This is a genomic window from Serratia sp. S4, from assembly GCF_000347995.1.
GTDB lineage: Bacteria > Pseudomonadota > Gammaproteobacteria > Enterobacterales > Enterobacteriaceae > Serratia > Serratia quinivorans.
In genome coordinates, this window is sequence record NZ_KB661120.1 from 2,412,939 (window position 1) to 2,434,069 (window position 21,131).

General features: G+C 56.2%; 24 protein-coding genes. 5 read left to right on the top strand and 19 right to left on the bottom strand.

Translation table 11 applies throughout. The features are described from left to right. Position 1: 1 nt before the first annotated feature. From gstA to SERS4_RS0112145, 4 genes are all read right to left on the bottom strand, one after another. Positions 2-607, bottom strand: coding sequence for a glutathione transferase GstA (gene gstA, locus SERS4_RS0112130; RefSeq protein ID WP_017892682.1), 606 nt, complete (start codon positions 605-607; stop codon positions 2-4). Positions 608-699: 92 nt separating this feature from the next. Then, entirely contained in the window at positions 700-1,584 is an 885-nt protein-coding gene (dapA, locus tag SERS4_RS0112135; RefSeq protein WP_017892683.1) for a 4-hydroxy-tetrahydrodipicolinate synthase, read from the bottom strand. Positions 1,585-1,789: 205 nt separating this feature from the next. After that, positions 1,790-2,056 carry a DUF3811 domain-containing protein gene (locus SERS4_RS0112140; RefSeq protein ID WP_012144954.1) on the bottom strand — a complete coding sequence of 89 codons (267 nt, stop codon included), beginning with the start codon at positions 2,054-2,056 and terminating at the stop codon, positions 1,790-1,792. Positions 2,057-2,158: 102 nt separating this feature from the next. Next, positions 2,159-2,824 (bottom strand): HD domain-containing protein, encoded by a 666-nt coding sequence (locus tag SERS4_RS0112145; RefSeq protein ID WP_017892684.1) that lies wholly within the window; start codon positions 2,822-2,824, stop codon positions 2,159-2,161. 233 nt (positions 2,825-3,057) lie between these two features. Here SERS4_RS0112145 and SERS4_RS0112150 point away from each other — a divergent pair, with 233 nt between their 5' ends. Next, entirely contained in the window at positions 3,058-3,453 is a 396-nt protein-coding gene (locus tag SERS4_RS0112150; RefSeq protein WP_017892685.1) for a nuclear transport factor 2 family protein, read from the top strand. Here the strand turns inward: SERS4_RS0112150 and SERS4_RS0112155 are convergent. Together SERS4_RS0112155 and SERS4_RS0112160 are read right to left on the bottom strand one after the other, a co-directional pair. Continuing rightward, positions 3,450-3,719 (bottom strand): hypothetical protein, encoded by a 270-nt coding sequence (locus tag SERS4_RS0112155; protein ID WP_026142356.1) that lies wholly within the window; start codon positions 3,717-3,719, stop codon positions 3,450-3,452. The two genes, SERS4_RS0112150 and SERS4_RS0112155, sit on opposite strands and share 4 nt — an antisense overlap. Positions 3,720-3,829: 110 nt before the next feature. Next, the gene (locus SERS4_RS0112160; protein ID WP_017892687.1) at positions 3,830-4,207 is read right to left on the bottom strand and encodes a RidA family protein; all 378 of its coding nucleotides are present in this window, start codon (positions 4,205-4,207) and stop codon (positions 3,830-3,832) included. 143 nt (positions 4,208-4,350) lie between these two features. On the opposite strand from SERS4_RS0112160, the gene SERS4_RS0112165 reads away from it, so the two are divergent. After that, a complete protein-coding gene (locus SERS4_RS0112165) occupies positions 4,351-5,205 on the top strand; it encodes an aminoglycoside phosphotransferase family protein (RefSeq protein ID WP_017892688.1) in 855 nt (284 codons plus the stop codon). Here the strand turns inward: SERS4_RS0112165 and SERS4_RS0112170 are convergent. The 3 genes from SERS4_RS0112170 to SERS4_RS0112180 all read right to left on the bottom strand — a co-directional run bounded on the left by SERS4_RS0112170 (position 5,170) and on the right by SERS4_RS0112180 (position 7,508). Next, positions 5,170-5,670 (bottom strand): cupin domain-containing protein, encoded by a 501-nt coding sequence (locus SERS4_RS0112170; protein ID WP_012144959.1) that lies wholly within the window; start codon positions 5,668-5,670, stop codon positions 5,170-5,172. The genes SERS4_RS0112165 and SERS4_RS0112170 overlap by 36 nt on opposite strands. 47 nt (positions 5,671-5,717) lie before the next feature. Beyond that, positions 5,718-6,197, bottom strand: coding sequence for an MEKHLA domain-containing protein (locus tag SERS4_RS0112175; protein ID WP_017892689.1), 480 nt, complete (start codon positions 6,195-6,197; stop codon positions 5,718-5,720). A gap of 117 nt (positions 6,198-6,314) precedes the next feature. After that, positions 6,315-7,508: a benzoate/H(+) symporter BenE family transporter gene (locus SERS4_RS0112180; RefSeq protein WP_017892690.1), complete on the bottom strand. Its 1,194-nt coding sequence runs from the start codon at positions 7,506-7,508 to the stop codon at positions 6,315-6,317. Positions 7,509-7,621: 113 nt separating this feature from the next. On the opposite strand from SERS4_RS0112180, the gene SERS4_RS0112185 reads away from it, so the two are divergent. Together SERS4_RS0112185 and SERS4_RS0112190 are read left to right on the top strand one after the other, a co-directional pair. Next, entirely contained in the window at positions 7,622-8,185 is a 564-nt protein-coding gene (locus SERS4_RS0112185) for a helix-turn-helix domain-containing protein (protein WP_017892691.1), read from the top strand. A gap of 164 nt (positions 8,186-8,349) precedes the next feature. Next, complete coding sequence (locus SERS4_RS0112190) at positions 8,350-10,440, top strand: prolyl oligopeptidase family protein (RefSeq protein ID WP_017892692.1); 2,091 nt, start codon at positions 8,350-8,352, stop codon at positions 10,438-10,440. A 69-nt stretch (positions 10,441-10,509) separates the two neighbouring features. Here the strand turns inward: SERS4_RS0112190 and dtpA are convergent, their stop codons facing one another. From dtpA to rsxD, 6 genes are all read right to left on the bottom strand, one after another. After that, positions 10,510-12,030, bottom strand: a complete 1,521-nt coding sequence (gene dtpA, locus SERS4_RS0112195) for a dipeptide/tripeptide permease DtpA (protein WP_012144964.1) — start codon at positions 12,028-12,030, stop codon at positions 10,510-10,512. Between the two features lie 224 nt (positions 12,031-12,254). Beyond that, positions 12,255-12,626: a hypothetical protein gene (locus tag SERS4_RS26990; RefSeq protein ID WP_156816651.1), complete on the bottom strand. Its 372-nt coding sequence runs from the start codon at positions 12,624-12,626 to the stop codon at positions 12,255-12,257. A gap of 5 nt (positions 12,627-12,631) precedes the next feature. Then, a complete protein-coding gene (gene nth, locus SERS4_RS0112200; RefSeq protein WP_012144965.1) occupies positions 12,632-13,273 on the bottom strand; it encodes an endonuclease III in 642 nt (213 codons plus the stop codon). Beyond that, complete coding sequence (locus SERS4_RS0112205) at positions 13,273-13,971, bottom strand: electron transport complex subunit E (protein ID WP_017892693.1); 699 nt, start codon at positions 13,969-13,971, stop codon at positions 13,273-13,275. The genes nth and SERS4_RS0112205 overlap by 1 nt, the downstream gene beginning before the upstream one ends. Further along, positions 13,968-14,597: an electron transport complex subunit RsxG gene (rsxG, locus tag SERS4_RS0112210; protein ID WP_026142357.1), complete on the bottom strand. Its 630-nt coding sequence runs from the start codon at positions 14,595-14,597 to the stop codon at positions 13,968-13,970. The genes SERS4_RS0112205 and rsxG overlap by 4 nt, the downstream gene beginning before the upstream one ends. Before the next feature lie 9 nt (positions 14,598-14,606). Beyond that, positions 14,607-15,692: an electron transport complex subunit RsxD gene (gene rsxD, locus SERS4_RS0112215; protein WP_017892695.1), complete on the bottom strand. Its 1,086-nt coding sequence runs from the start codon at positions 15,690-15,692 to the stop codon at positions 14,607-14,609. 381 nt (positions 15,693-16,073) lie between these two features. On the opposite strand from rsxD, the gene SERS4_RS0112220 reads away from it, so the two are divergent. Next, positions 16,074-16,967, top strand: coding sequence for a helix-turn-helix domain-containing protein (locus SERS4_RS0112220; protein WP_012144969.1), 894 nt, complete (start codon positions 16,074-16,076; stop codon positions 16,965-16,967). Positions 16,968-17,002: 35 nt separating this feature from the next. On the opposite strand, the gene rsxC is transcribed toward SERS4_RS0112220, so the two are convergent. The 4 genes from rsxC to SERS4_RS0112240 form a co-directional block, all read right to left on the bottom strand. Continuing rightward, positions 17,003-19,348, bottom strand: a complete 2,346-nt coding sequence (rsxC, locus tag SERS4_RS0112225; RefSeq protein WP_017892696.1) for an electron transport complex subunit RsxC — start codon at positions 19,346-19,348, stop codon at positions 17,003-17,005. Continuing rightward, positions 19,341-19,913 (bottom strand): electron transport complex subunit RsxB, encoded by a 573-nt coding sequence (rsxB, locus tag SERS4_RS0112230; RefSeq protein WP_012144971.1) that lies wholly within the window; start codon positions 19,911-19,913, stop codon positions 19,341-19,343. The genes rsxC and rsxB overlap by 8 nt, the downstream gene beginning before the upstream one ends. Further along, the gene (rsxA, locus tag SERS4_RS0112235) at positions 19,913-20,494 is read right to left on the bottom strand and encodes an electron transport complex subunit RsxA (RefSeq protein ID WP_004938443.1); all 582 of its coding nucleotides are present in this window, start codon (positions 20,492-20,494) and stop codon (positions 19,913-19,915) included. The genes rsxB and rsxA overlap by 1 nt, the downstream gene beginning before the upstream one ends. A gap of 145 nt (positions 20,495-20,639) precedes the next feature. Continuing rightward, complete coding sequence (locus SERS4_RS0112240) at positions 20,640-21,080, bottom strand: DUF2569 domain-containing protein (RefSeq protein ID WP_012144972.1); 441 nt, start codon at positions 21,078-21,080, stop codon at positions 20,640-20,642. Between the last annotated feature and the right edge of the window lie 51 nt (positions 21,081-21,131).

Genomic DNA, 21,131 nt, shown 5'->3' on the forward strand with positions numbered 1-21,131 from the left:
ATTATTTCAAGCCTTCCGCATTCAACGTTGCGTCCACCGCAGGTCGCGCGGCCACGCGATCAAAATAGGCCGAAAGCTGGCTGCGCTTTTTGATATCAAACTGCAGGGCGATGGCCCAGCGCAGAATGGTGAACAAATAGGCATCCGCCACGCTGAACTTGTTGCCCAACAGGAAATGCTGTTTCGCCAGCACCGAATCCAGATAGTCGAACTGCTTGTCCAGTTTTTCCCGCGCGATGGTTTTGTATTCTTCAGGCGTTTTCGGGTTAAACAGCGGACTGAATCCCTTGTGCAACTCAGTGGCAATATAGTTCAGCCATTCAATGGCATGATAACGCGACAGGGTACCGGCTGCGGGGATCAGAGCGCGATCCGGCACGCGATCTGCCAGGTATTGCACAATTGCCACGCCTTCGGTCAGCAGGCTGCCATCATCCAGCAGCAGCGCCGGGACCTGTCCTTTCGGGTTGATGGTCAGATAGTCCGCACCGCTTTCGGTCTTTTTCAGCGCCAGATCGACCTTTTCTGCGGTGAAGTCCAGGCCTGCTTCGCGCAATACAATATGGGGGGACAGAGAACAGGCGCCGGCTTTATAGAACAGTTTCATCGAAAGCTCCTTGATAGTGATGAGTGACAGGCATGCTTAACCTCTGATCCTAGTCCTATAACGTCAAAATTACAGCGCCTTAATCGACAAATTTAACTTATCAATGCGGCTTGCGGTTGCAACTGCGCCAGGGTAGCGGCAATTTGCTGTTGCAACGCTTGCGGCACGGCTTGCATTGGTGAGCGCAGTTCGTTGCGGATCAGCCCTTGCTGCGCCAGTGCGGCTTTTACCGGCGCCGGGTTAGGGAAACTGAACATCTGGTGGATCATCGGCAGCAGGGCATAGAAGTTGGCGCGGGCGGCAATCAAATCGCCTTCTGCGACCTGTTGTACCAGTTGTACAAAGCGCTCTGGATGAATGTGTGCGGAAGCCGAGATTGCACCAGTGCCACCCAGGCACAGCGTAGTCAGGATCAGGTTATCTTCACCGGTCAGCACGTCGATTTCACCGTCATTAATCAGCGCCATCATGGTGTCAGGATTACCGCTGCACTCCTTAATCGCTTTTACCCGCGGATGACGCGCGATCTGACGCAGGGTGGCCAGTTCAATTGTAATACCGGTGCGTTGCGGAATGTTATACAGGATCACCGGCACGCTTGAGGCGTCGGCAAGTTGGGTAAAGTAGTCCACCAGGCCGCATTGCGATGGGCGAATATAATAGGGGGCCGGGATCAATACGCCGGCAATATCACGCAGCTGGATGGCCTGCTGCATTTGCAAAGTGTCGACCATGTTATTACCGGACAGGCCCATCACCACCTGATGAGCCGGAGTGACGGCCAGCACTGCGTCGAGCACCGCCAATTGTTCGTCCTGGCTTAACGCGGCCGCCTCACCGGTAGTGCCGCAGACCACCAGTCCATCGACGCCGGAGGCAATAAGATGCTGAGCCAGCCGTTGGGTGGCCGGCAGGTCGACTGCATGATGATTAAATGGGGTAACCAGCGCCACCCAAATACCGGAAAATGAGGCCATAATAAGTTCCTTCAGTACGAGCAATAAGAAGCCAGATAAGAAAACAAGCGAGGGACGATGCGCTGATAATGAATATTCTGCATGAGGCTGTCAATTTACAACCGCTTGATAACAGGGTTAATCATGATTAAGCGGCACGGATGAGTTTGGCTAATAAAAAGGAGGAAATATAAAAACCCCGCCTTGGCAGGGTTTTCGAGGGGGATTAACGCGGACGGCGAGTGCTGTTGATAGAGGCTGTCCAGTTGAAAGTTTCGCCAGTGGGTTGAATACGGTTGGCTTTACGCTCGGCGCGGGTAGCTTTTTCAATTTTCGCGCGGGCGGCGGTAATTCGCGCCACCACTTCGTCCTTGATCTTGTTATTTTCGGCGTTGGTTAATGCTCTGCCGAGGTTTTTACGTGCCTTGTCCAGCTCGGTTTTTACTTCACGTTGTTCGCTTTCCGTCATGTCTTTCAGCGTCAGTTTTTTCATCGTTATAGCCTGGTCAGTGAAGATGGCAGCCAGTGTACAGCAATTAGAGGCCCGAAGATGCCGATGCCGTAACGGAAATGCCGGGTAGGGTGAAGCAACCTGTCACATTTCTTCCTGCAACTCGCTGAGAAAACGCCGCATGCGGTCGGTGCGCTCCCGCGCCATTTTCTTGCCGGTAGCGGTTTGGAAGCCTTCCTGCAGCTTGAACAGTTTGGTTTCGAAGTGATCCAGACAAAAACGCTTATCGTCATATTGGCGTTGCTGCGCCAGCGGATCGGCAGCATCGTACAGCGCGCTACGCATGCGCCCGCCAATATAGAAACAGCGCGCCACGCCAATCATGCCGATGGCGTCCAGGCGGTCAGCGTCCTGAAGAATTTTGGCCTCCAGCGTTTCCGGGGTAATGGCGGCGGAGAAACTGTGAGCCTCGATAGCATGGGCGGTTTTGGCGATGTCCTGTGGCTCCCAGCCCCGTTGCGTCAACGTCAGGGTGGCTTTTTCCGCCGCCAGGCGTGAAGCCAGGTGGCGCTGTGGCGAGTTTTTTTCCACCGCCACGCAGTCATGCAACAGCACGGCCGCACAGAGAATGCGACGGTCACCGCCTTCTTGCTGACTGATATTGCGAGTATTTTTCCACACCCGGTGTAAATGAGCCACGTCATGTGAGCCATCATCGGAATCGAGTGTCAGTGGCAACAGGGCCTGGGCCAATTCCTGATGCGGTGAAAACGGCTGCAACAATGCTTGCGCCAGGGTTGAAAAATGCACGCTATGCTCCTTATGGGTGGAAACCTAAAATCATAACAGCCGTCGATGAGGCCGTTATGACGGCGCGGTAAAAAGATTGTTTACTGTACTGCAACAGACTATTGCCATAATCACGGTTTTTGTGCCGGAATAAGCAACTTACAATAGCCTTGTTCCGGTCATTCCCGCTTGGTGTAAGCCTGTGTCTGCGGGGTGTGACCGGAATATCCTGCTAATGCTATCGGAGAAACCCCATGCCAACGAATCTTGAAATTGTACGCGCTACCTATGAAGGCGGCAGTGCCGAAGAGAATGGTCGTAACCTGTTGGCGGCACTAGCGCCCGACGCGGAGTGGACCGAAGCCGCAGGCTTTCCTTATGCCGGCACCTACATTGGCCCGCAGGCGATCTTCAAAAATGTTCATCAACGTCTGGGAACGGAATGGCAGGGCTACCGCGCCGATGTTGACCATTTTTATGATGCCGGTGAAAACGTGATTGCCCAGGGCTTCTACCATGGCACCTATGGCGTGACCGGCAAATCATTTACCGCATCCTTTGCGCATATTTATCAGCTGCACGCCGGGAAAATCATCAAGTTTGTGCAAATTGTTGACAGTGCAAAAGTGCTGGAGGCCATGCAGGGCTAAAGGCCGCTGTGTTTGCCAAATTTGCGATCGTACTCCCGTCGGTAACCGCGCGCCTTGTTGCGATCGCGGATCCACAAATAGCCGCATACCAGCGCGACGGCGCCTGAAAAGGTAATGTTGCGCATATCCCGGTCATAAAAATACACCAGCACGGCGTCCGTCGCGGCGATAAAGGCAATCCATTTATACATATGGGATTGCCGTCGCGTTGCGGCGTTGAGGCGCTTTAACTGTCTGGCTTCGTGCATAACCGGCTTTTGCTGCATAACGTCTCGTCGGTAATAAATTTCTTAGTGGTAAATTAGCAGAAGTTTCCCGATGGTGGAAAAGACAAACGTGCGCCGGGTCGGTTTTCATCGGGGGCTGTAGCCCAATCTCATAATGCCACTACGGCCTCGATCTCCACGCTGACCAGCGGTGAGAACAGTGCGCTGACCGCAACCAGCGAACAGGCCGGCAGCGCCCCATCAAAATAATCAAACAGTACCGGCCGCAGGGCCGGCAGATCGCCGATATCGGTTAAGAAGACCGTGATTTTAATCAGCGCTTTTAGATTCGTTCCCTCGTCGGCGGTGATGGTCGCCAACTGCTCCAGAATGGCCTGCGTCTGTTGTTGCGTGGTTTGCCCTTGCGCTTCGGTGGCAAATGCCGTCAGGCCGGAAATGTACAGCGTATTGCCATGGCACACAGCATGGACATAGGGCCCGCCCGGCGTCGGTAATTGCGGATAATTAATGCGCTTCAATGATGTCATGGTAAAAACCCCGAGAGATTAATTAAAAAAATATACAAACTTGGTTAGGATAGTGAGACGAACATCGGAAGTACGCAGAGATTTATTGTTTTTTAATAATATCACTAACATTTATTTATAACTGTGAAGGACCTTTCAGGGTAATGAATCAGGCCTTAATTCCCTATATGCAACGCTGGCAGTTGCAGCCCGACGGTCAGGCATTTGAAACTCACAGCAGCCTGCTGATACCGGTACGCTATCAGGGGGACGCCGCCATGTTGAAAATTGCCCGTGAACAGGAAGAGAAGTTCGGCGGGTTATTGATGTGCTGGTGGCAGGGCGATGGTGCAGCTCGAGTGCTGGCCTGGCATGACGACGGCATTTTGCTGGAGCGTGCGCAAGGCCGCCTCTCGCTGGCGCAGATGGTACGTGATGGCGAAGATCGACAGGCCACGGCGATTTTGTGCCAGGTGGTTGCCCGCCTGCATGCGCCGCGTGCCGAACCTTTGCCGGAGCTTATTCCCCTGGACCAGTGGTTCAACTCACTGTGGCCGGCGGCGCAGGCGCATGGCGGCATGTTGCGTCTCAGTGCCAGCGTGGCGGCAGAGTTACTGACCAGCCCGCGCGAACAGACGGTGCTGCACGGCGATATTCATCATGATAACGTGCTGGACTTCGCTGAGCGCGGTTGGTTGGCGATCGATCCCAAACGTCTGTATGGCGAGCGTGCTTTCGATTACGCCAATATCTTCTGCAATCCCAACTACGGTATCGCCACCGATCCCGAGATTTTTCTTTGTCGGGTTGAGCAGGTCTGCCGGTTGGCCGGACTGGATCGCCAGCGGCTGCTGCGGTGGATCCTCGCCTGGGCCGGATTGTCCGCGGCCTGGTTTATGGAAGACGGCGAGGCGGCGGATATCGATTTTCGCGTCGCAGAACAGGCCGCCCGTGCGTTGGGGCTTTCGCTCCCGGAAGGGGACTCAGGGTTCATCCTGCCAGTAATCGAGCGAGGCTGAGGGGCGTTGCACATAGCGCACCGCTTTACCTTCACGCAGCGCCGTCGCCTGGAACTTGCCTGAGTCCGGATACTCCACCAGTTCGGGCTGTTCGCGGGTACTGATGGAAAGGTATTTCAACGGCGCTTGCGACGTATTGATGATCTGATGCGGATATTCCGGCCCCGGTGGGATAAAAATCACGTCACCGCTTTTGATCGGCAGTTGCTCTCCGGCAACCCGCAAGGTACCGGTTCCCTCCAGCACGATAAACATTTCTTCCTGCGCATAGTGGAAGTGATAAGGGCAGGAACGCATGCCCGGTGCCACTACGTCGATAGAGGCACCCAGCTTACCGGCCGCGGTGCCGGTACCCAAACGCGCACCAAGGCTGTCGTACAGTGGCGGGCGTGCGTCGTGCGTTTTTTCAACCTGTTCGAAATTACGGATCAAACGCTGAGCTAACAGCGTGGCTTGTTCATTCATAGGTTATCTCGTGACAATGTAACTTAATCAGTAGCGCGTCCCGGCCATTATCGATTTGCATGTTCCTGCTGGCCATACCAGCCCGGTCGGCGTTTCGGCTGTGGCCAGAACAGTGCGGCCTGGCCTCCGTCTGGGATCTGCCACACCTCGCAGTCATAAATGGTGAAGGTGTCGCCGAATTTATCGACCCGCAGCCCGCGATATCCTTGTGCAATACCTTGCTCAGTGACCTTGTCCAGCAATTGCTGACGCTCCGCGCGGTCTGCCGGAGAAGCGCTTAACCGGGAAGGCAGCGCGATAAACTCATCAAAGGAATAGCCAAAGCATTGTTGTGCGCAGTGATTGGCATAAATAAACACCGGATCGCCGCCGCCGGTGTGGGCCAGCAGGCTGTAGGGTGCCTGTTGATGCAGCCAGGTCAAGCGTTCGCCGACTGCGGCCTGTGGGCCGGGCAATCCGTCACCTGTCCAGTGGCGGTATGCGGCGTCTATCTGTTGAATCAGGTCAATCTGCGCAGAAGATGGCATAGAAACTCCCTTAACGATCCCTGGAGGGCAACATTCGTCCCTCTCTCAGTTAAGCAGAAGATCGCCAAAGGGGGGAGAAATTGCCGGATGGGATCGATATATCGCCCGACTTGCTGGTTAGTCCCCTGAACGGCTGGCGCGTAGCGGTAACGACAGGATGATATGGGCGATTGCGCCGCCAATAATCCCCCAAAATGCCGAGCCGACGCCGAGCAGCGTCACGCCGGACGCAGTGATCAAAAAGGCGATCAGTGCGGCGTCGCGTTGCTTTTCATCCTGCAGCGCGCGTTGCAAACTGCCGGCGATGGTGCCCAGCAGGGCCAGCCCGGCAATGGTGTGGATCAGGGCCACGGGCAATGCGCTGAACAACATACTGATAACGCCGCCAAACAGGCCGGCCAGCAGATAAAATACCCCGGCGGCGACGGCAGCCATATAGCGGCGCTGTGGCTTAGGGTGTACGTCTGGCCCCATACAAATGGCGGCAGTAATGGCGGCAATACACACCGAGAATCCACCGAAGGGGGCCAGCAGCAGCGCGGTCAACGCGGTCCAGCTAATCAGTGGCGAAGTGGGCACGCTGTAGCCGGCCGCCTTTAGCGTGGCAATACCGGGGGCATTTTGTGACGCCATGGTGACCACGAAGAACGGCACGCCAATCCCCAGCAGTGTCGACCAGCTAAAATGCGGCGTAATAAATTCCGGCATGGCGAATGCCAGCGGTTGTGGTGAAAGATGAATGTTGCCCTGCAGCGCCGCAATCGCCAGCCCGGCCAGCAGCGTCAGTACAATGGCATAACGCGCCAGATAACGCCGCGTCACCAGATACACCAGTCCCATTCCGGCGCTGAGTGCGAAATTGACCTGTAGCGAGGCAAACGCATCCAGGCCAAAACGCAGCAAAATCCCCGCCAACATCGCCGCCGAAATAGCCTGCGGAATATAATCCATCAGCCGGGCGAACAGCCCGGTTACGCCGCACAGCAGGATCAGCCCTGAGGCAAAGATAAATACGCCAATCGCTTCGTTAATCGGCGTGCCGGGCAGGCTGGTGACCAGCAGCGCTGCGCCGGGGGTCGACCAGGCGGTCAGGATCGGCGTGCGGTAATACAGCGAAAGCCCGAGCGAGGTAATGCCCATTCCCAGCCCCAGCATGCTCAGCCAGCCGCCGATCTGCAAGGGGGTAGCACCGGCAGCCGCAGCCGCCTGGAAGATAATGGCCGCCGAGCTGGTGTAGCCGACCAATACCGCAACAAACCCGGCCATAACGGCAGGCAGAGACAGATGACGCAGAGAGATGGCAGGGCGCATGGTTCACTCCGGTAAAGGTTGTGCGTTATAACGCACGATAAGCGGCGAGCATAGCACCGTGCGTTATAGCGCACAAGTGGCTATAATCAGCCGCACTATCAGGGGAGAAAAACATGCAGGAACTGTCTGGCCATTTGGCCCAAACGCTTCGTTCTCTACGCAGCCAGCGCGGCTGGAGTTTGGCGCAGGCGGCTGAAAACACCGGCGTCAGCAAGGCGATGCTGGGGCAGATCGAACGGGGGGAATCGAGCCCGACGGTGGCAACCTTATGGAAAATCGCCACCGGCTTTAACGTGGCCTTTTCCGCCTTTCTGGAGATCTCGCCACTGCAACAGCAAGCCACGTTACATCGCTACGGCGATGCTCCGGTGTTCAATCAAGGCAACGCCGATATGCGAGTGGTGCCGCTGTTTCCATTCGACAGGCAGCTGGGTTTTGACATGTTCGTTATCGATCTGGCGCCAGGCGCGCTCAGCGAGTCTTCGGCCCATGAGGTCGGAGTGATTGAGCACGTGATTGTCATCAGCGGTGAACTGGAACTGGCGGTTGACGGCCAATGGCATCACTTGACCTGTGGTGAGGCGATGCGCTTTCAGGCCGACAGGCCACATGCCTATCGCAATGACAGTCAACAGACGGTGCGCATTCACGATCTGATCCATTATCCTAAATTTTGACTCAACGGCATGGGCGCAGGCTTTGACTCGGCTTCGCCAAACGCCTAGTTTATTGAAAATGATTCTTATTAACCGTCAAAGGGAGCTTGAGTTTGCCTATTACCCACCGCAACCGACGCCAGTTTCTTAAACTCGGCGCACAAACCGCAGGAGCCGTATTCGCGATGACTTCATTACCGAGCAGTATCCGCCTGGCGATGGCGGCAGAAAATGGCGCCGGAACAACCGATGAATTTTTATGGCTGGAACAGCTGCAGGGCAAGGCCGTACAGGCGTGGATCAAACAGGAAAACCAGCGTACCACCGCGTGTTTTGCCCAGGGCGAAGGCTTCCAACGGGTGGAAAAACAGGTGCTGGATATTCTCAATAAAGAGAGCCAAATTCCGTGGGTCGCCAAGCGCGGCGATTACTATTACAACTTCTGGCAGGATCAAACCAATCCGCGTGGCTTATGGCGGCGCACTACGCTGCAGGAGTATCGCAAGGCCAGGCCAGCCTGGGAAACGGTGTTGGATATCGATGCGTTAGGCAAGGCCGAGGGCAAAGACTGGGTATTCCACGGCTCGCAGTCGTTAGCGCCGGAGTATCGCTATTGCCTGCTGGAACTGTCGCCGGACGGCGGTGACGCCACCGAAATCCGTGAGTTTGATCTGGTCAGCAAAGAGTTTGTCAAAGACGGCTTTGTGCTGCCGGTAGCGAAAAGCCAGGCCTCATGGATTGATAAAGACACGCTGTTTATCGCCACTGATTTCGGCGCTGGCTCAATGACTCAGTCCGGCTATGCGCGCATTGCCAAACGCTGGCGGCGGGGTACGCCACTGAGCGCCGCCCAGACCTTGTATGAAGCGCAACCGCAGGATATGACGGTGTTTGCTTATCATGACCAGACGCCGGGGTTTGAACGCAACTACGTGGGCCGCAGTCTGGACTTCTACCGCCGTGAAACCTATCTGCTGACCGCGCAAGATCAACAGGTCAAAATTGATATCCCCGCCGATGCCGAATTTAGCACGCACCGCGAGTGGATATTGATTAAACCGAGCAGCGACTGGGAAGTGGGCGGAGCGCGCTATCCTTCGGGTTCGCTGTTGGCGGCCCATTTTGATGATTATCTGGCGGGCAAACGTGAGCTAACGGTGTTATTTGCCCCGACCGCACAGGCGGCGCTGAGCGGTTACAGCACCACGCGTGACCACCTGATCCTCAGCATCATGGACAACGTGGTCAACCGGTTGGAAGTCCTGACACCGCAGGGCAAAACCTGGCAGCGCAAGCCGCTGGGTAAGCCAGGGGCGATCAGCACTATTTCCGCCGGTGGGGTCGATGACGAAACCAACGACTATTTCCTGACGATCAGCGGATTCCTGCAACCGACTTCGCTGTATCTGGGCAATCTCGACGGTGGTGAGGCGGAACTGCTCAAGCAGGGGCCGCAGGACTTTGATGCCAGCGGTTATCAGGTCAGCCAGCATTTTACCGAGTCTAAAGACGGCACGCGCGTGCCGTATTTCCAAATTTCAGCCAAGGGCATCAAGCTTGACGGCAGTAACCCAACCTTGCTGTATGGCTATGGCGGCTTTGAAGTGTCGCTCTTGCCGGGGTACATGGGAGCTAAGGCCCCGGCCTGGCTGGAACGCGGTGGGGTGTATGTGGTGGCGAATATTCGTGGCGGTGGCGAGTATGGCCCGGCCTGGCATCAGGCGGCGTTAAAGCAAAACCGGCATCGCGCCTATGAGGACTTTGCCGCCGTGGCTGAAGATTTGATCGCACGAAAAGTGACATCGTCACAACATCTGGGCGCACGGGGTGGCAGTAACGGTGGCTTGCTGGTGGGCAATATGCTGACGCTGTACCCGCAACTTTTCGGCTGCATCGTCTGTGAAGTGCCGTTGCTGGATATGCAGCGCTATACCCAGCTTTCCGCCGGTGCCTCCTGGATTGCCGAATATGGCGACCCGAGCAAGGCGGAAGAATGGGCCTACATCAAAACCTTCTCGCCGTATCACAATATCAAAGCCGGAGTGTCCTACCCGCCGGTGCTGTTTTACACCGCCACCAGTGACGATCGGGTCAACCCGTCGCACGCCCGTAAAATGGCGGCACGCATGCAGCAGATGGGGTATCCGCAGGCCTATTTCTATGAGAATACCGAAGGCGGGCACAGTGCCGCGGCGGACAAGAAACAGGCCGCATTCCACGGTGCACTGGTCAGTGAGTTTATGTGGGACAATTTGAGCGCAAAATCCACAGCCTGATGACATAAAAAAGCCGGGGCAAATTAATGCCCCGGCTTTCTTTTACCTGTCTGAATCCGTTGTCAGCAATCAGTTGGTGATAGCGGCCGCCTGAGCTTTCTTCTCGGTATCTTCTGCGGTGTCCAGCGTCATGCGATGCAGCTTCGGCGCGGTCAGCATCATCAGGATGGCGATCACGGCGGTAGCGATACCGATTTGCATAAACACGTGGCTGTAGATAGCCAGTGAAGCGTGCGCATCGTTGACGTCGCCAGGCACGGCGGTCAGACCTGCCACTTTACCGGCAATCAGCGCGGCGGCGGCGGTGGTCAGGAACCAGGAACCCATGATAAAGCCCATCAGACGTTGTGGTACCAACTGCGCGACCATCGCCAGGCCCAGGCCGGAGATCATCAGTTCGCCGATACTCTGCAGCGCATAGCTCAGGATCAGCCAGTTCACTGAAACGATACCCTGCTCATTGGCGAAGCTGGCGCCCCACGGCAACACCAGGAAGGCGCCGGAGCACAGGATCATACCGAAGGCGAACTTGTGCGGCATCGGCAGACGGTCGCCCATCTTGTTATACAGCGCCGCCAGAATCGGGCTGGCCAGCATGATCCAGAACGGGTTCAGTGCCTGATACTGTTCGGGTTCAAACGCCAGACCGAGAATGTTGTGCTCAACGTTGTGGATGGCGAAGAAGTTCAACGAGGTTGGCATCTGGCTGTACAGCACGAAGAACACGACGGCTTCCAGCATCAACAGGAAGGCAACGATCATCTTGCGACGTGCCGCGCCGTGCAGCGCGAAGGTTTCTTTGGCGAACACAATCACGATACCGATGGAAACAATCGCCAGCGCCCAGCGAGCAATGATCTGGTTATGCAGCAGCCAGCTTGAAAGTGCGACCAGCGCCACCACGCCCACCAGCACCATCAGCAGTTTTTTAACCTGCAGCGGTTTAAAGTCAGGCTTGGAACCGTGTTGTTTCACCCACTTGTGACACACCATAAAGTTGACCAGGGTGATCAGCATGCCGACGACGCTCAGAGAGAACGCGACGCTCCAGCCATATTTGGCCGCCAACCACGGCGTGGCCAGCATGGACAGGAAAGAACCGATATTGACGGACATATAGTACATGGTGAATGCACCGTCCAAACGCGGATCGTCTTTCTCGTAGCAGGTTGACAGCAGGGAGGACGGGTTAGCCTTGAACAGGCCACTGCCCACGGCGATGGTCGCCATACCCAGGTATACCCAGAAGATCTCATGGCCGGAGTAGGCCACCATGGCATAGCCGACGGCCAGCACCAGCGCACCCAGCACGATCACGCGCTTGGAGCCCAGCACTTTATCCCCAAGCCAGCCGCCGATGGCAACGAAGCCATAGACCAGCGCGCTGAAGGAGGAGAACAGGGTGATCGAGTCGGCTTCGCTCAGGCCCAGCATCTTGACCAGATAAACCGCCATGATGCCTTGCAGACCGTAATAACCAAAACGTTCCCAGAGCTCAATAGAGAAGATCAGGTAAAACGCCTTGGGCTGTTTGAAGGCATTGAGACTAACGCTTTCAGGGTGTTCGCTGTTGTTGTTTGCTGTTGACACTGGTACCTCTGATTTTTCACTGCCCCGACTCAGAAAGACGGGAAATTGCAAAAGGTGATGCAGGACTGCATCCTTCTGCGTTGTTATAGGATGGGATGACGGCGGTTAATGTTCACTATCTTTGTCAACGAGGCAATACGTTTGTCATATCCTGTTACATATAACGCTCACGAAGTGAAACGACCATGTTGCAAATGTTATGCAGCATTAACTTTCGACTTTGTTTACTTTGCCGAGTTTTTGTTTTGATTAAAAGCTATACGGAATTCAAACAGGGATATATTCTGCTGTATCGGCTTTTTATGGTTCATATCAATAGGTGGGGTGAATAATCCATTGGAATGTTGTGCATATGGCGGGTTTTGTAAAATTATAGAAATTTGAGAAAACAGCACTGGCGGTTGTGACGACAATGTGATCGTCAAAACGTGAGACTTGCCGCAATATTTGACTAATTTTCCGCTTGAAAATAAGCGGGAAGTGAGTTTTTCACTAAAATCCGTGAGAACACCAAGGTTACTGCTGCTTGATATCACATTTCCGATAAAAAATAGGTCAGTGGCGGGGCTGATAGAGGGGCGCCAGGTTGCGCCCATGGCAATCAGGCGTCGGGATAAACTTTCTCTTTAAACTCGCACAGGTCTTCAATCATGCAGGAGCCGCAGCGGGGTTTTCGTGCGATGCAGGTATAGCGCCCGTGCAGGATAAACCAGTGGTGGCAATCAACCTTGAATTCGGCCGGTACGACCTTCAGCAACTTCTCTTCAACCAGATCGACATTTTTGCCCGGCGCGAAATTAGTGCGGTTACAAACGCGGAAGATATGGGTATCGACGGCAATGGTCGGCCAGCCAAAGGCGGTATTGAGCACCACGTTGGCGGTCTTGCGACCGACGCCGGGCAGGGCCTCCAGCGCCGCACGGTCTTCCGGCACCTCACCTGCGTGCAACTCCAGCAGCATGCGGCAGGTTTTGATCACGTTTTCGGCCTTGCTGTTAAACAGGCCGATGGTCTTGATGTAGCCTTTAACGCCGTCGACGCCCAGAGCCAGCATGGCGGCCGGCGTATTGGCCACCGGATAAAGCTTGGCGGTGGCCTTGTTGACGCTGACGTCGGTCGCCTGAGCGGACAGCAGCACGGCAATCAGCAGCTCAAACGGCGTGGTATACACCAGCTCGGTGGTCGGATGCGGATCGTTGTCACGTAGTCGGGTAAGAATTTCCAGCCGTTTCTGCTTATTCATTACGCTTTCTCTGCCTGTCCTTGTCCCTGAGTCGGTTCGGCCAGTAATGCTTTGGCCGTGCGCGCCTTCATCCTTTCGTCAATCAGGTATTTTACCGCCAACAGCAGGCCCAGACCAATAAAGGCCCCCGGTGGCAGCATCGCCAGCAGGAACGGGCTGTCGAAGTGAACCACCTCAATCCGCAGTACCTTGGCCCAACTGCCCAGCAGCATATCGGCGCCGTCGAACAGGGTGCCGTTACCCAGCAGCTCACGCATCGCACCTAGCGTCACCATCACGCCGGTAGCCCCCAGGCCAATCGCCAGGCCGTCCAGTGCGGACAGACCGACCGGTTTTTTAGAGGCTACCGCTTCGGCGCGGCCAACCACGATACAGTTGGTGACGATCAGCGGGATAAAGATCCCCAGTGACTGATAAAGGCCGAAGGCATAGGCGTTGATCAGCATTTGCACAATGCTCACCGCCGCAGCGATGATCATTACGTAAATCGGGATACGGACTTCATTCGGCACCCAGCGGCGTACTGCGGATATCGAGGTGTTGGTCAGTATCAACACCAGCGTGGTCGCCAGCCCCAGCCCGAGGGCGTTGGTGACGGTAGAGGTCACGGCCAGCAGCGGGCACATCCCCAGCAATTGCACCAGCGCGGAGTTGTTCTTCCACAGCCCCTGGACAATCAGATCTTTGGCTTCACTCATTCGCTGGCTCCACAGGCAGGTAAGCTATCAAGTTTAGGCGGCAGCGTTTCCATATACAACGCCGTGCGTCGAACAGCATTGACCACCGCACGCGGCGTGATGGTGGCGCCGGTGAACTGATCGAACATACCGCCGTCTTTCTTCACCGCCCAACGTTTATCGTCCGGGCCGTCAATTTTTTTACCGCTGAAAAACGAGATCCAGTTCGATATACGCAGTTCGATTTTATCGCCGAGGCCAGGGGTTTCATGGTGTGCCACCACCCGGGTACCCAGCACGGTACCGTTGAAATCGGCACCGACCAGCAATTGAATGGCGCCGGAATAACCGTCCGGCGCGGTGGTTTCCAGTGCTGCAGCGGTGGGTTGGCCATTTTTACGCGCCAGATACAGGCGATGTGGCGCATCGTTGCCCAACGCCGGGTTGCTGACCAGGAAACACTCGGTCTGCATATTGTTGTCGTAAAGTTCTGGCGGCACCACCTGATCAAGCAGCGCTTTTTGCTGCAGTGCGGCCTGGTGGGCGATGGTGTTCTGCGTCAGGCTGTGGACTACCGCAGTCAGGCCGGTGGTCACAGCGGCAAACACCGCCAACGTGGTGCCATGCTTTCTCATTGAATTTAGCATCATGGCTCCTTAGCGGTGACCGTACACGCGCGGCTGCGTGTAGTGGTCGATCAGTGGGACGGTAATGTTGGCCAGCAACACCGCAAAGGCTACGCCGTCCGGATAACCGCCGTAAACGCGAATCAGCCACACCAGCACGCCCACCAATGCGCCGTAAATCAGGCGGCCTTTCGGCGTGGTGGAGGCACTGACCGGGTCGGTAGCAATAAAGAATGTGCCCAGCATGCTGGCACCGGAGAACAGGTGGATCAGCGGCGAGGCCTGCTGCGCCGGGTCAAGCCACCAGGCCAAACCGGAACACAGGGCGATGGCCGCCAGCATGCTGAAGGGGATCTGCCAGTGGATCAGACGACGACCCAGCATAAACAGGCCACCGGCCAGGAAACCGAGATTAACCCATTGCCAGCCGATACCGGCCAATGTGCCACCGAACAGCGGCTGTTGCAGCACCTGCTCAACGCTATGACCGCTGCGCAGGCCGGTTTTGAAACCGTCGAGCGGGGTGGCCTGGCTGATGCCGTCAATACCCATTTGCAGTTCATGGATGGTGGCGCCCTGCGTCGTGTGGCCGCTGAAAATAGCCAACAGAGTATCCTGGAACGACAGCGCGGTAGCCCGCAGTTCATCCGGCGGTAACCAACTGGTCATCTGAACCGGGAAGGCGATCAGCAACACCACATAACCGACCATGGCCGGATTGAACGGATTCTGCCCGAGGCCGCCATACAGCTGTTTGGCAATAACGATGGCGAAGAAGGTGCCGATGACAATCATCCACCAGGGGGCCAGTGGTGGCAGACTGATGCCCAGCAACAGGGCGGTCAGCAGGGCCGAGTTATCCGCCAGCCGGGTGCGCACCGGCAATTTACGCAGAGAAAGGATGATCCCTTCCGCCAGCAGGGCGACGATCATCGCCAGTGCGGTCTGGACCAGCGTGCCATAGCCAAAAAACCATACCTGCGCAGCGATACCGGGAATGCAGGCCAACATCACCCACAGCATGATACGGCTGGTGCTCTGCTGGTTATGGGTGAAAGGGGAACTGGCGATGTGCAAGCCTTTGCTGGCTGTGGGTTGTACCGGCCTGAACTTCATAGAGAACTACACCTATCTTTGCCGGACATCGGCAGGTTCAACGCGCCTCTCAGCGGAGACGCAGGAAAAATTATAGCGCTGCATTCTACCTGAATCACCCGGAGGGTAATACGTCTTAATTGTAGGGCTATTAGCCTTTTAGCACTGGATGTAATCCTAAATTTCTCCGACCTATGGCGCGATCGGATTTTTGTTGGTTATATAATCGGGCTAGATTGGTAGTGCAAGATCGAAACTGCCGGTATTTATGGCCGGTGGCAGGCAATAACCTCTGGATTGATATGGTTTTTTTTGGTTCGTTTTTTCGCACAAAATAACAACTTTTACATAATCTATGTGGGTTATTATCCCGAGTATTATTGAGTTAGTGAATGTAAATTAATGACAAATGAAGATGTATTTTTTATTGAAGAGTTAATTGAGTGGGTTGAGATACATCTGGAGAAACGGCCAAACCTGGACGAAGTCGCGCGCATTTCCGGCTATTCCAAATGGCACCTGCAACGCAAGTTCAAACGGATCACCGGCATTCAACTCGCCACCTATATCCGTTCACGCATTCTGACGCGCGCTGCGGTGGCGTTACGCATTACCCACCGTTCCATCATCGATATATCAGACGAACTGGGCTTCGACTCGCAGCAAACCTTTACCCGCATGTTCAAACAGCGCTTCGAAACCACCCCCAATCGTTACCGCTCAATGGAACATTGGGACGTGAAGAACCTGATGCCGCGTTTTAGTTTCGACGCCGATTTTGCGGCCGATTTTTACCCTGAGGTGAAGCGCCTGACGCTGCCGAACATGCAACTGGTGGGGTTCTCGCGGCAGTTGGATTTCTCTTCGGAAACGGAGATCGAACATTCGTCCTGTATGGCGATGAAGGACGAGATTTTTACCGACTTCTTCCGTGGCCTGAGTGTGGACTGCCATCGGGTGTACAGCATCCATTCCGTCCGCAGCACGGATGACAGCCAATATTCGGCTACCCACATCATGGCGGTGGATCCTGAGAACAAACAGGATATTTTGTCGGGCCACCATATCGACACCATCCCTATTGTCGGGCGCGAATATATCTCTATCAACCATCAGGGAAGCGCCATGGAGTGTACAAAATTCTTCGCTTATCTGATTACCCACGTGATGCCAGGGTTGCGCCATGAGGTGAAGGGCAGCGTGGAGATGGAGATTATTCAAACTAAGGCGAGGAGTCTGGATTCCAAGATGCGCCAGATTGACGTTGATTATACCTATCTGATTTCTATCGATTAAAAAGTGCCTTGCGCCCTGCAAGGCACCTCTCACCGTCACTCTTTATCCGTATCCGCCGTGGTCAGACTTTGCGCCGCTCTTTTAGCTTTGGCGCGGGCAATGGCTGCCGCGACCGCGGCCTTGCGCGGGTCTTCTTCCGTCACCACTGCGGGCGATTCGGCAGGAGTCTCCACCGCTGCGGCCTGCTGCGCCGCTTTCTTGGCTTTGGCACGGGCAATGGCTGCTGCGACTGCGGCCTTGCGCGGGTCTTCTTCCGTCACCACTGCGGGTGATTCGGCAGGAGTTTCCACCGCTACGGCCTGCTGCGCCGCTTTCTTGGCTTTGGCGCGGGCAATCGCTGCCGCGACCGCGGCCTTGCGCGGGTCTTCTTCCGTCACCACTGCGGGTGATTCGGCAGGAGTTTCCACCGCTGCGGCCTGCTGCGCCGCTTTCTTGGCCTTAACTCGCGCCAGTGCAGCGGCAACCGCGGCCTTGCGTGGATCTTCTTCCGTCACCACTGCCGGTGATTCGGCAGGAGTTTCCACCGCTGTGGCCTGCTGCGCCGCTTTCTTGGCCTTAACTCGCGCCAGCGCAGCGGCAACCGCGGCCTTGCGTGGATCTTCTTCCGTCACTGCCGCCGGTGCCTCTGCCGGGGGTTCATCCACCGTCGTCTGCTGCGCCGCTTTCTTGGCCTTAACTCGCGCCAGTGCAGCGGCAACTGCGGCCTTGCGTAGATCTTCATCTTCGCTAGCCGATGTTGCTACCGGTGCGATAGCAGTTTCCTGCTGAGCACGTCGTTCACGAGCCTGCGCTTTACGGGCTTCGCGGGCCGCGATCATCTCGCTGTTGTCCGGTGCGTCGCCGCTGATGGTGCCGGTCGCCGGTACAGCATTTTTACTGCGAACTCGCGCCAGGGCCGCCTGAACCGCATCCTGGTCGCCATCGGTCAGTTTGACAGCCGCTTTCTTATGGCGCTCTTCACGCGCCAGTTTTTCACGTTCCAGACGCGCCAACTTGGCTTCGTAACGCGCCTTGGCCTCAGCCGTGCGTGCCGCTTCCAGATCGATGGCCTTGATCTCGGCCTTTTCCTGGCGGTAGTACTGCACCAGCGGGATATTGCTCGGGCAGACAAAGGCGCAGGCACCACATTCAATGCAATCGAACAGATTATGATTGCGGGCCTTTTCGTGTTCTTCGCCGCGGCTGAACCAGTAAAGTTGCTGCGGTAACAGGCCCGCCGGGCAGGCATCAACGCACAGGCCACAGCGAATACAGGACTGTTCCTGTTCTTGTGGTGCCATTTCGCTGACCGAGGGGGCCAGAATACAGTTGCTTATCTTGACGATGGGGACGTGGAGCGCGGGCAGGGTAAAGCCCATCAGCGGGCCGCCCATCACGACCATTTGCTGAGCCTGAGGCTGGAAACCGGCAAATTTCAACAGGTGTTGTACCGGTGTGCCTATGCGCGCCCACAGGTTGCCCGGCAGGCTTAGAGCATCACCGGTCAGAGTCACCACGCGTTCGATCAGCGGTTCGCCGTCGACAATCGCACGTTTAATGGCAAAGGCAGTACCGACGTTCTGCATCAGCACGCCAATAGCGGAAGAGTGCTTGCCGTGCGGTACTTCCTTGCCAATCAGGATCTTGGTGAGCTGTTTGGCGCCGCCAGAAGGGTATTTGGTTGGGATCACCCGCAGGGCAATACCTGGCTGACCGCGCAGCGCCAGTTTCAACGCGGCGATCGCTTCGGGCTTATTGTCCTCTATGCCAATTAGCGTGACCTTGGGTTGCAGCAGGTGGCGCAGGATCTGCGTGCCTTCGATCACCTGATCGGCATGTTCCTGCATCAAGCGGTCATCGGCAGTGATATAAGGCTCGCACTCTGCGGCGTTGAGGATCAGGGTTTCCACCCCGTTCATGCCGCCCTGCAGCTTGCTGGCGGTCGGGAAACCGGCGCCGCCCAGCCCGGCGATGCCGGCCTGATGAATACGTTGGATCAACTCGCTGGCGGTCAGTTGACGGTAGTCGGCTACCGGTGCGCGCTCGCACCAGCGGTCTTCGCCGTCAGGCTGAATAATCACGCACAGTTCTGCCAGCCCGGAAGGGTGAGCGGTGATATGCGGTGTGATGGCGCTGATGGTGCCGGAGGTCGGTGCGTGCACCGGTACGGTACGGCCCCGGCCGACGGTCAGCGGCTGGCCTTTCAGCACGGCGTCGCTGACCTTGACGCACAGTTCACCTTCCGGCCCCAGATGCTGTTGCAACGGGATAATAAACTTATCCGGCAGCGGGGCGGTACGCAGCGGGACACCGCTGGACTGGGTCTTCATTTCCGGCGGATGGATGCCGCCGTCGAAATCCCAAATCCGGTCTTTTTTGAAGGCGGCGAACAGATTAAGCATGTTGCTCCACGTGGATCACTTGCACCGGTATCGTCTTCATATCCCACTTCCAGTTGGCGGTAGTGGTGGCGACCGGTCTCATTTCAATACAGTCGGTAGGGCACGGCGCAACGCACAGGTCGCAGCCGGTACAAAGATCGGTAATGACGGTATGCATGGCGCGGGTAGCGCCGACGATGGCGTCCACCGGACAGGCCTGAATGCACTTGGTGCAGCCGATGCAGTTGGCTTCGTCAATATAGGCCACCTGGCGCACAGGTTCGGCGGCGGCTTCGCTACCGAGCGGCTGAGGTTCGACGTTGAGCAATTCTGCCAGCTTCAGCATCACCTGCTCGCCACCCGGAGCGCATTTGTTAATCATCTCACCGTTGGCGACGGCTTCGGCATAAGGACGGCAACCGGGGTAACCGCACTGGCCGCACTGGCTCTGTGGCAGGATCTCGTCGACCTGTTCGGCCACCGGATCTTCTTCCACTTCAAAGCGGCGCGCGGCATAGCCCAGCACCAGACCGAACAGCAGGCCAAGGGCGCTTAACGCAGCAATCGCAATCCATAACGCGGTCATTAGAATTTCACCAGCCCGGTAAAGCCCATAAAGGCCAGCGACATCAGCCCGGCGGTGATCAGTGCGATGGAAGAGCCCCGGAAGGGCGCAGGCACATCGGCTACCGCCAGACGTTCACGAATGGCGGCAAACAGCACCATCACCAATGAGAAGCCCGCGGCGGCGCTGAAGCCGTATACCGCAGACTGCAGGAAATTGTAGCCGAGGTTGACGTTGAGCAGTGCGACGCCGAGCACCGCACAGTTGGTGGTGATCAGCGGCAGGAAAATACCCAGCAGGCGATACAGGGCCGGGCTGGTTTTGCGTACCACCATCTCGGTAAATTGCACCACCACGGCGATCACTAAAATAAATGACAGCGTGCGCAGATACACCAGATCCAACGGAACCAGAATAAAGGTGTTAATCACCCAGGCGCTGACCGAGGCCAACGTCATAACAAAAGTGGTGGCCATCCCCATGCCAATGGCGCTTTCCAGCTTTTTGGAAACGCCGAGGAATGGGCACAGGCCAAGAAACTTCACCAGGACGAAGTTATTCACCAGTACGGTGCCGACAAACAGGAGCAGGTATTCGGTCATTGCGATGCCTAAAAAAATAAAAGCCGCCTATTATCGGGAATTGGCGGCCTGACCACAACATAGGGATAGCAGGGTTATTACCCTTTTTGCCTGTTTTTGGCGAAAATTTACACAATTATCCGCACAAAACGTGCCACAGGATAGCTTAGCTCTCGGTAAAGGTGCCTTTGACTCGCTTGGAACGCTTCATGTAGGGCACCAATAATGCCGCCATCAACAGTGGCCAGCCCAGACTGCGTACCGCCAATTCATCCGGCACCGGCGCAAAGGCAAAGGCTTTCACCGCCAGCAAAACGGTAATCAGCAGCCACAGCAGGAACAATTTGGGGAACCGCTGCGAACGGTGGCAGAACAGCCACAGCAGCCACAGGGTAAAGCACCACATCGCCAGAGTGGTCAGCACCGAGAAATACCACTGCATGCTAAACGCCTGGGCGTTGGTGAGCAGATATTCGCGCGATTCCGGCACGAAAATCGCCATGCCATACAGGAGCAGCATCAGACTGGCGCTAAGCAGGGTGACAATCAGATAGGCCATCGGGGCCAGCAACCAACCGCCGATACGGGTGTAATCAGCTTGAGACATAAACGGCTTCCTGGGTAAGACATGATCCAATGTGACAGCCGCATAGCTTAG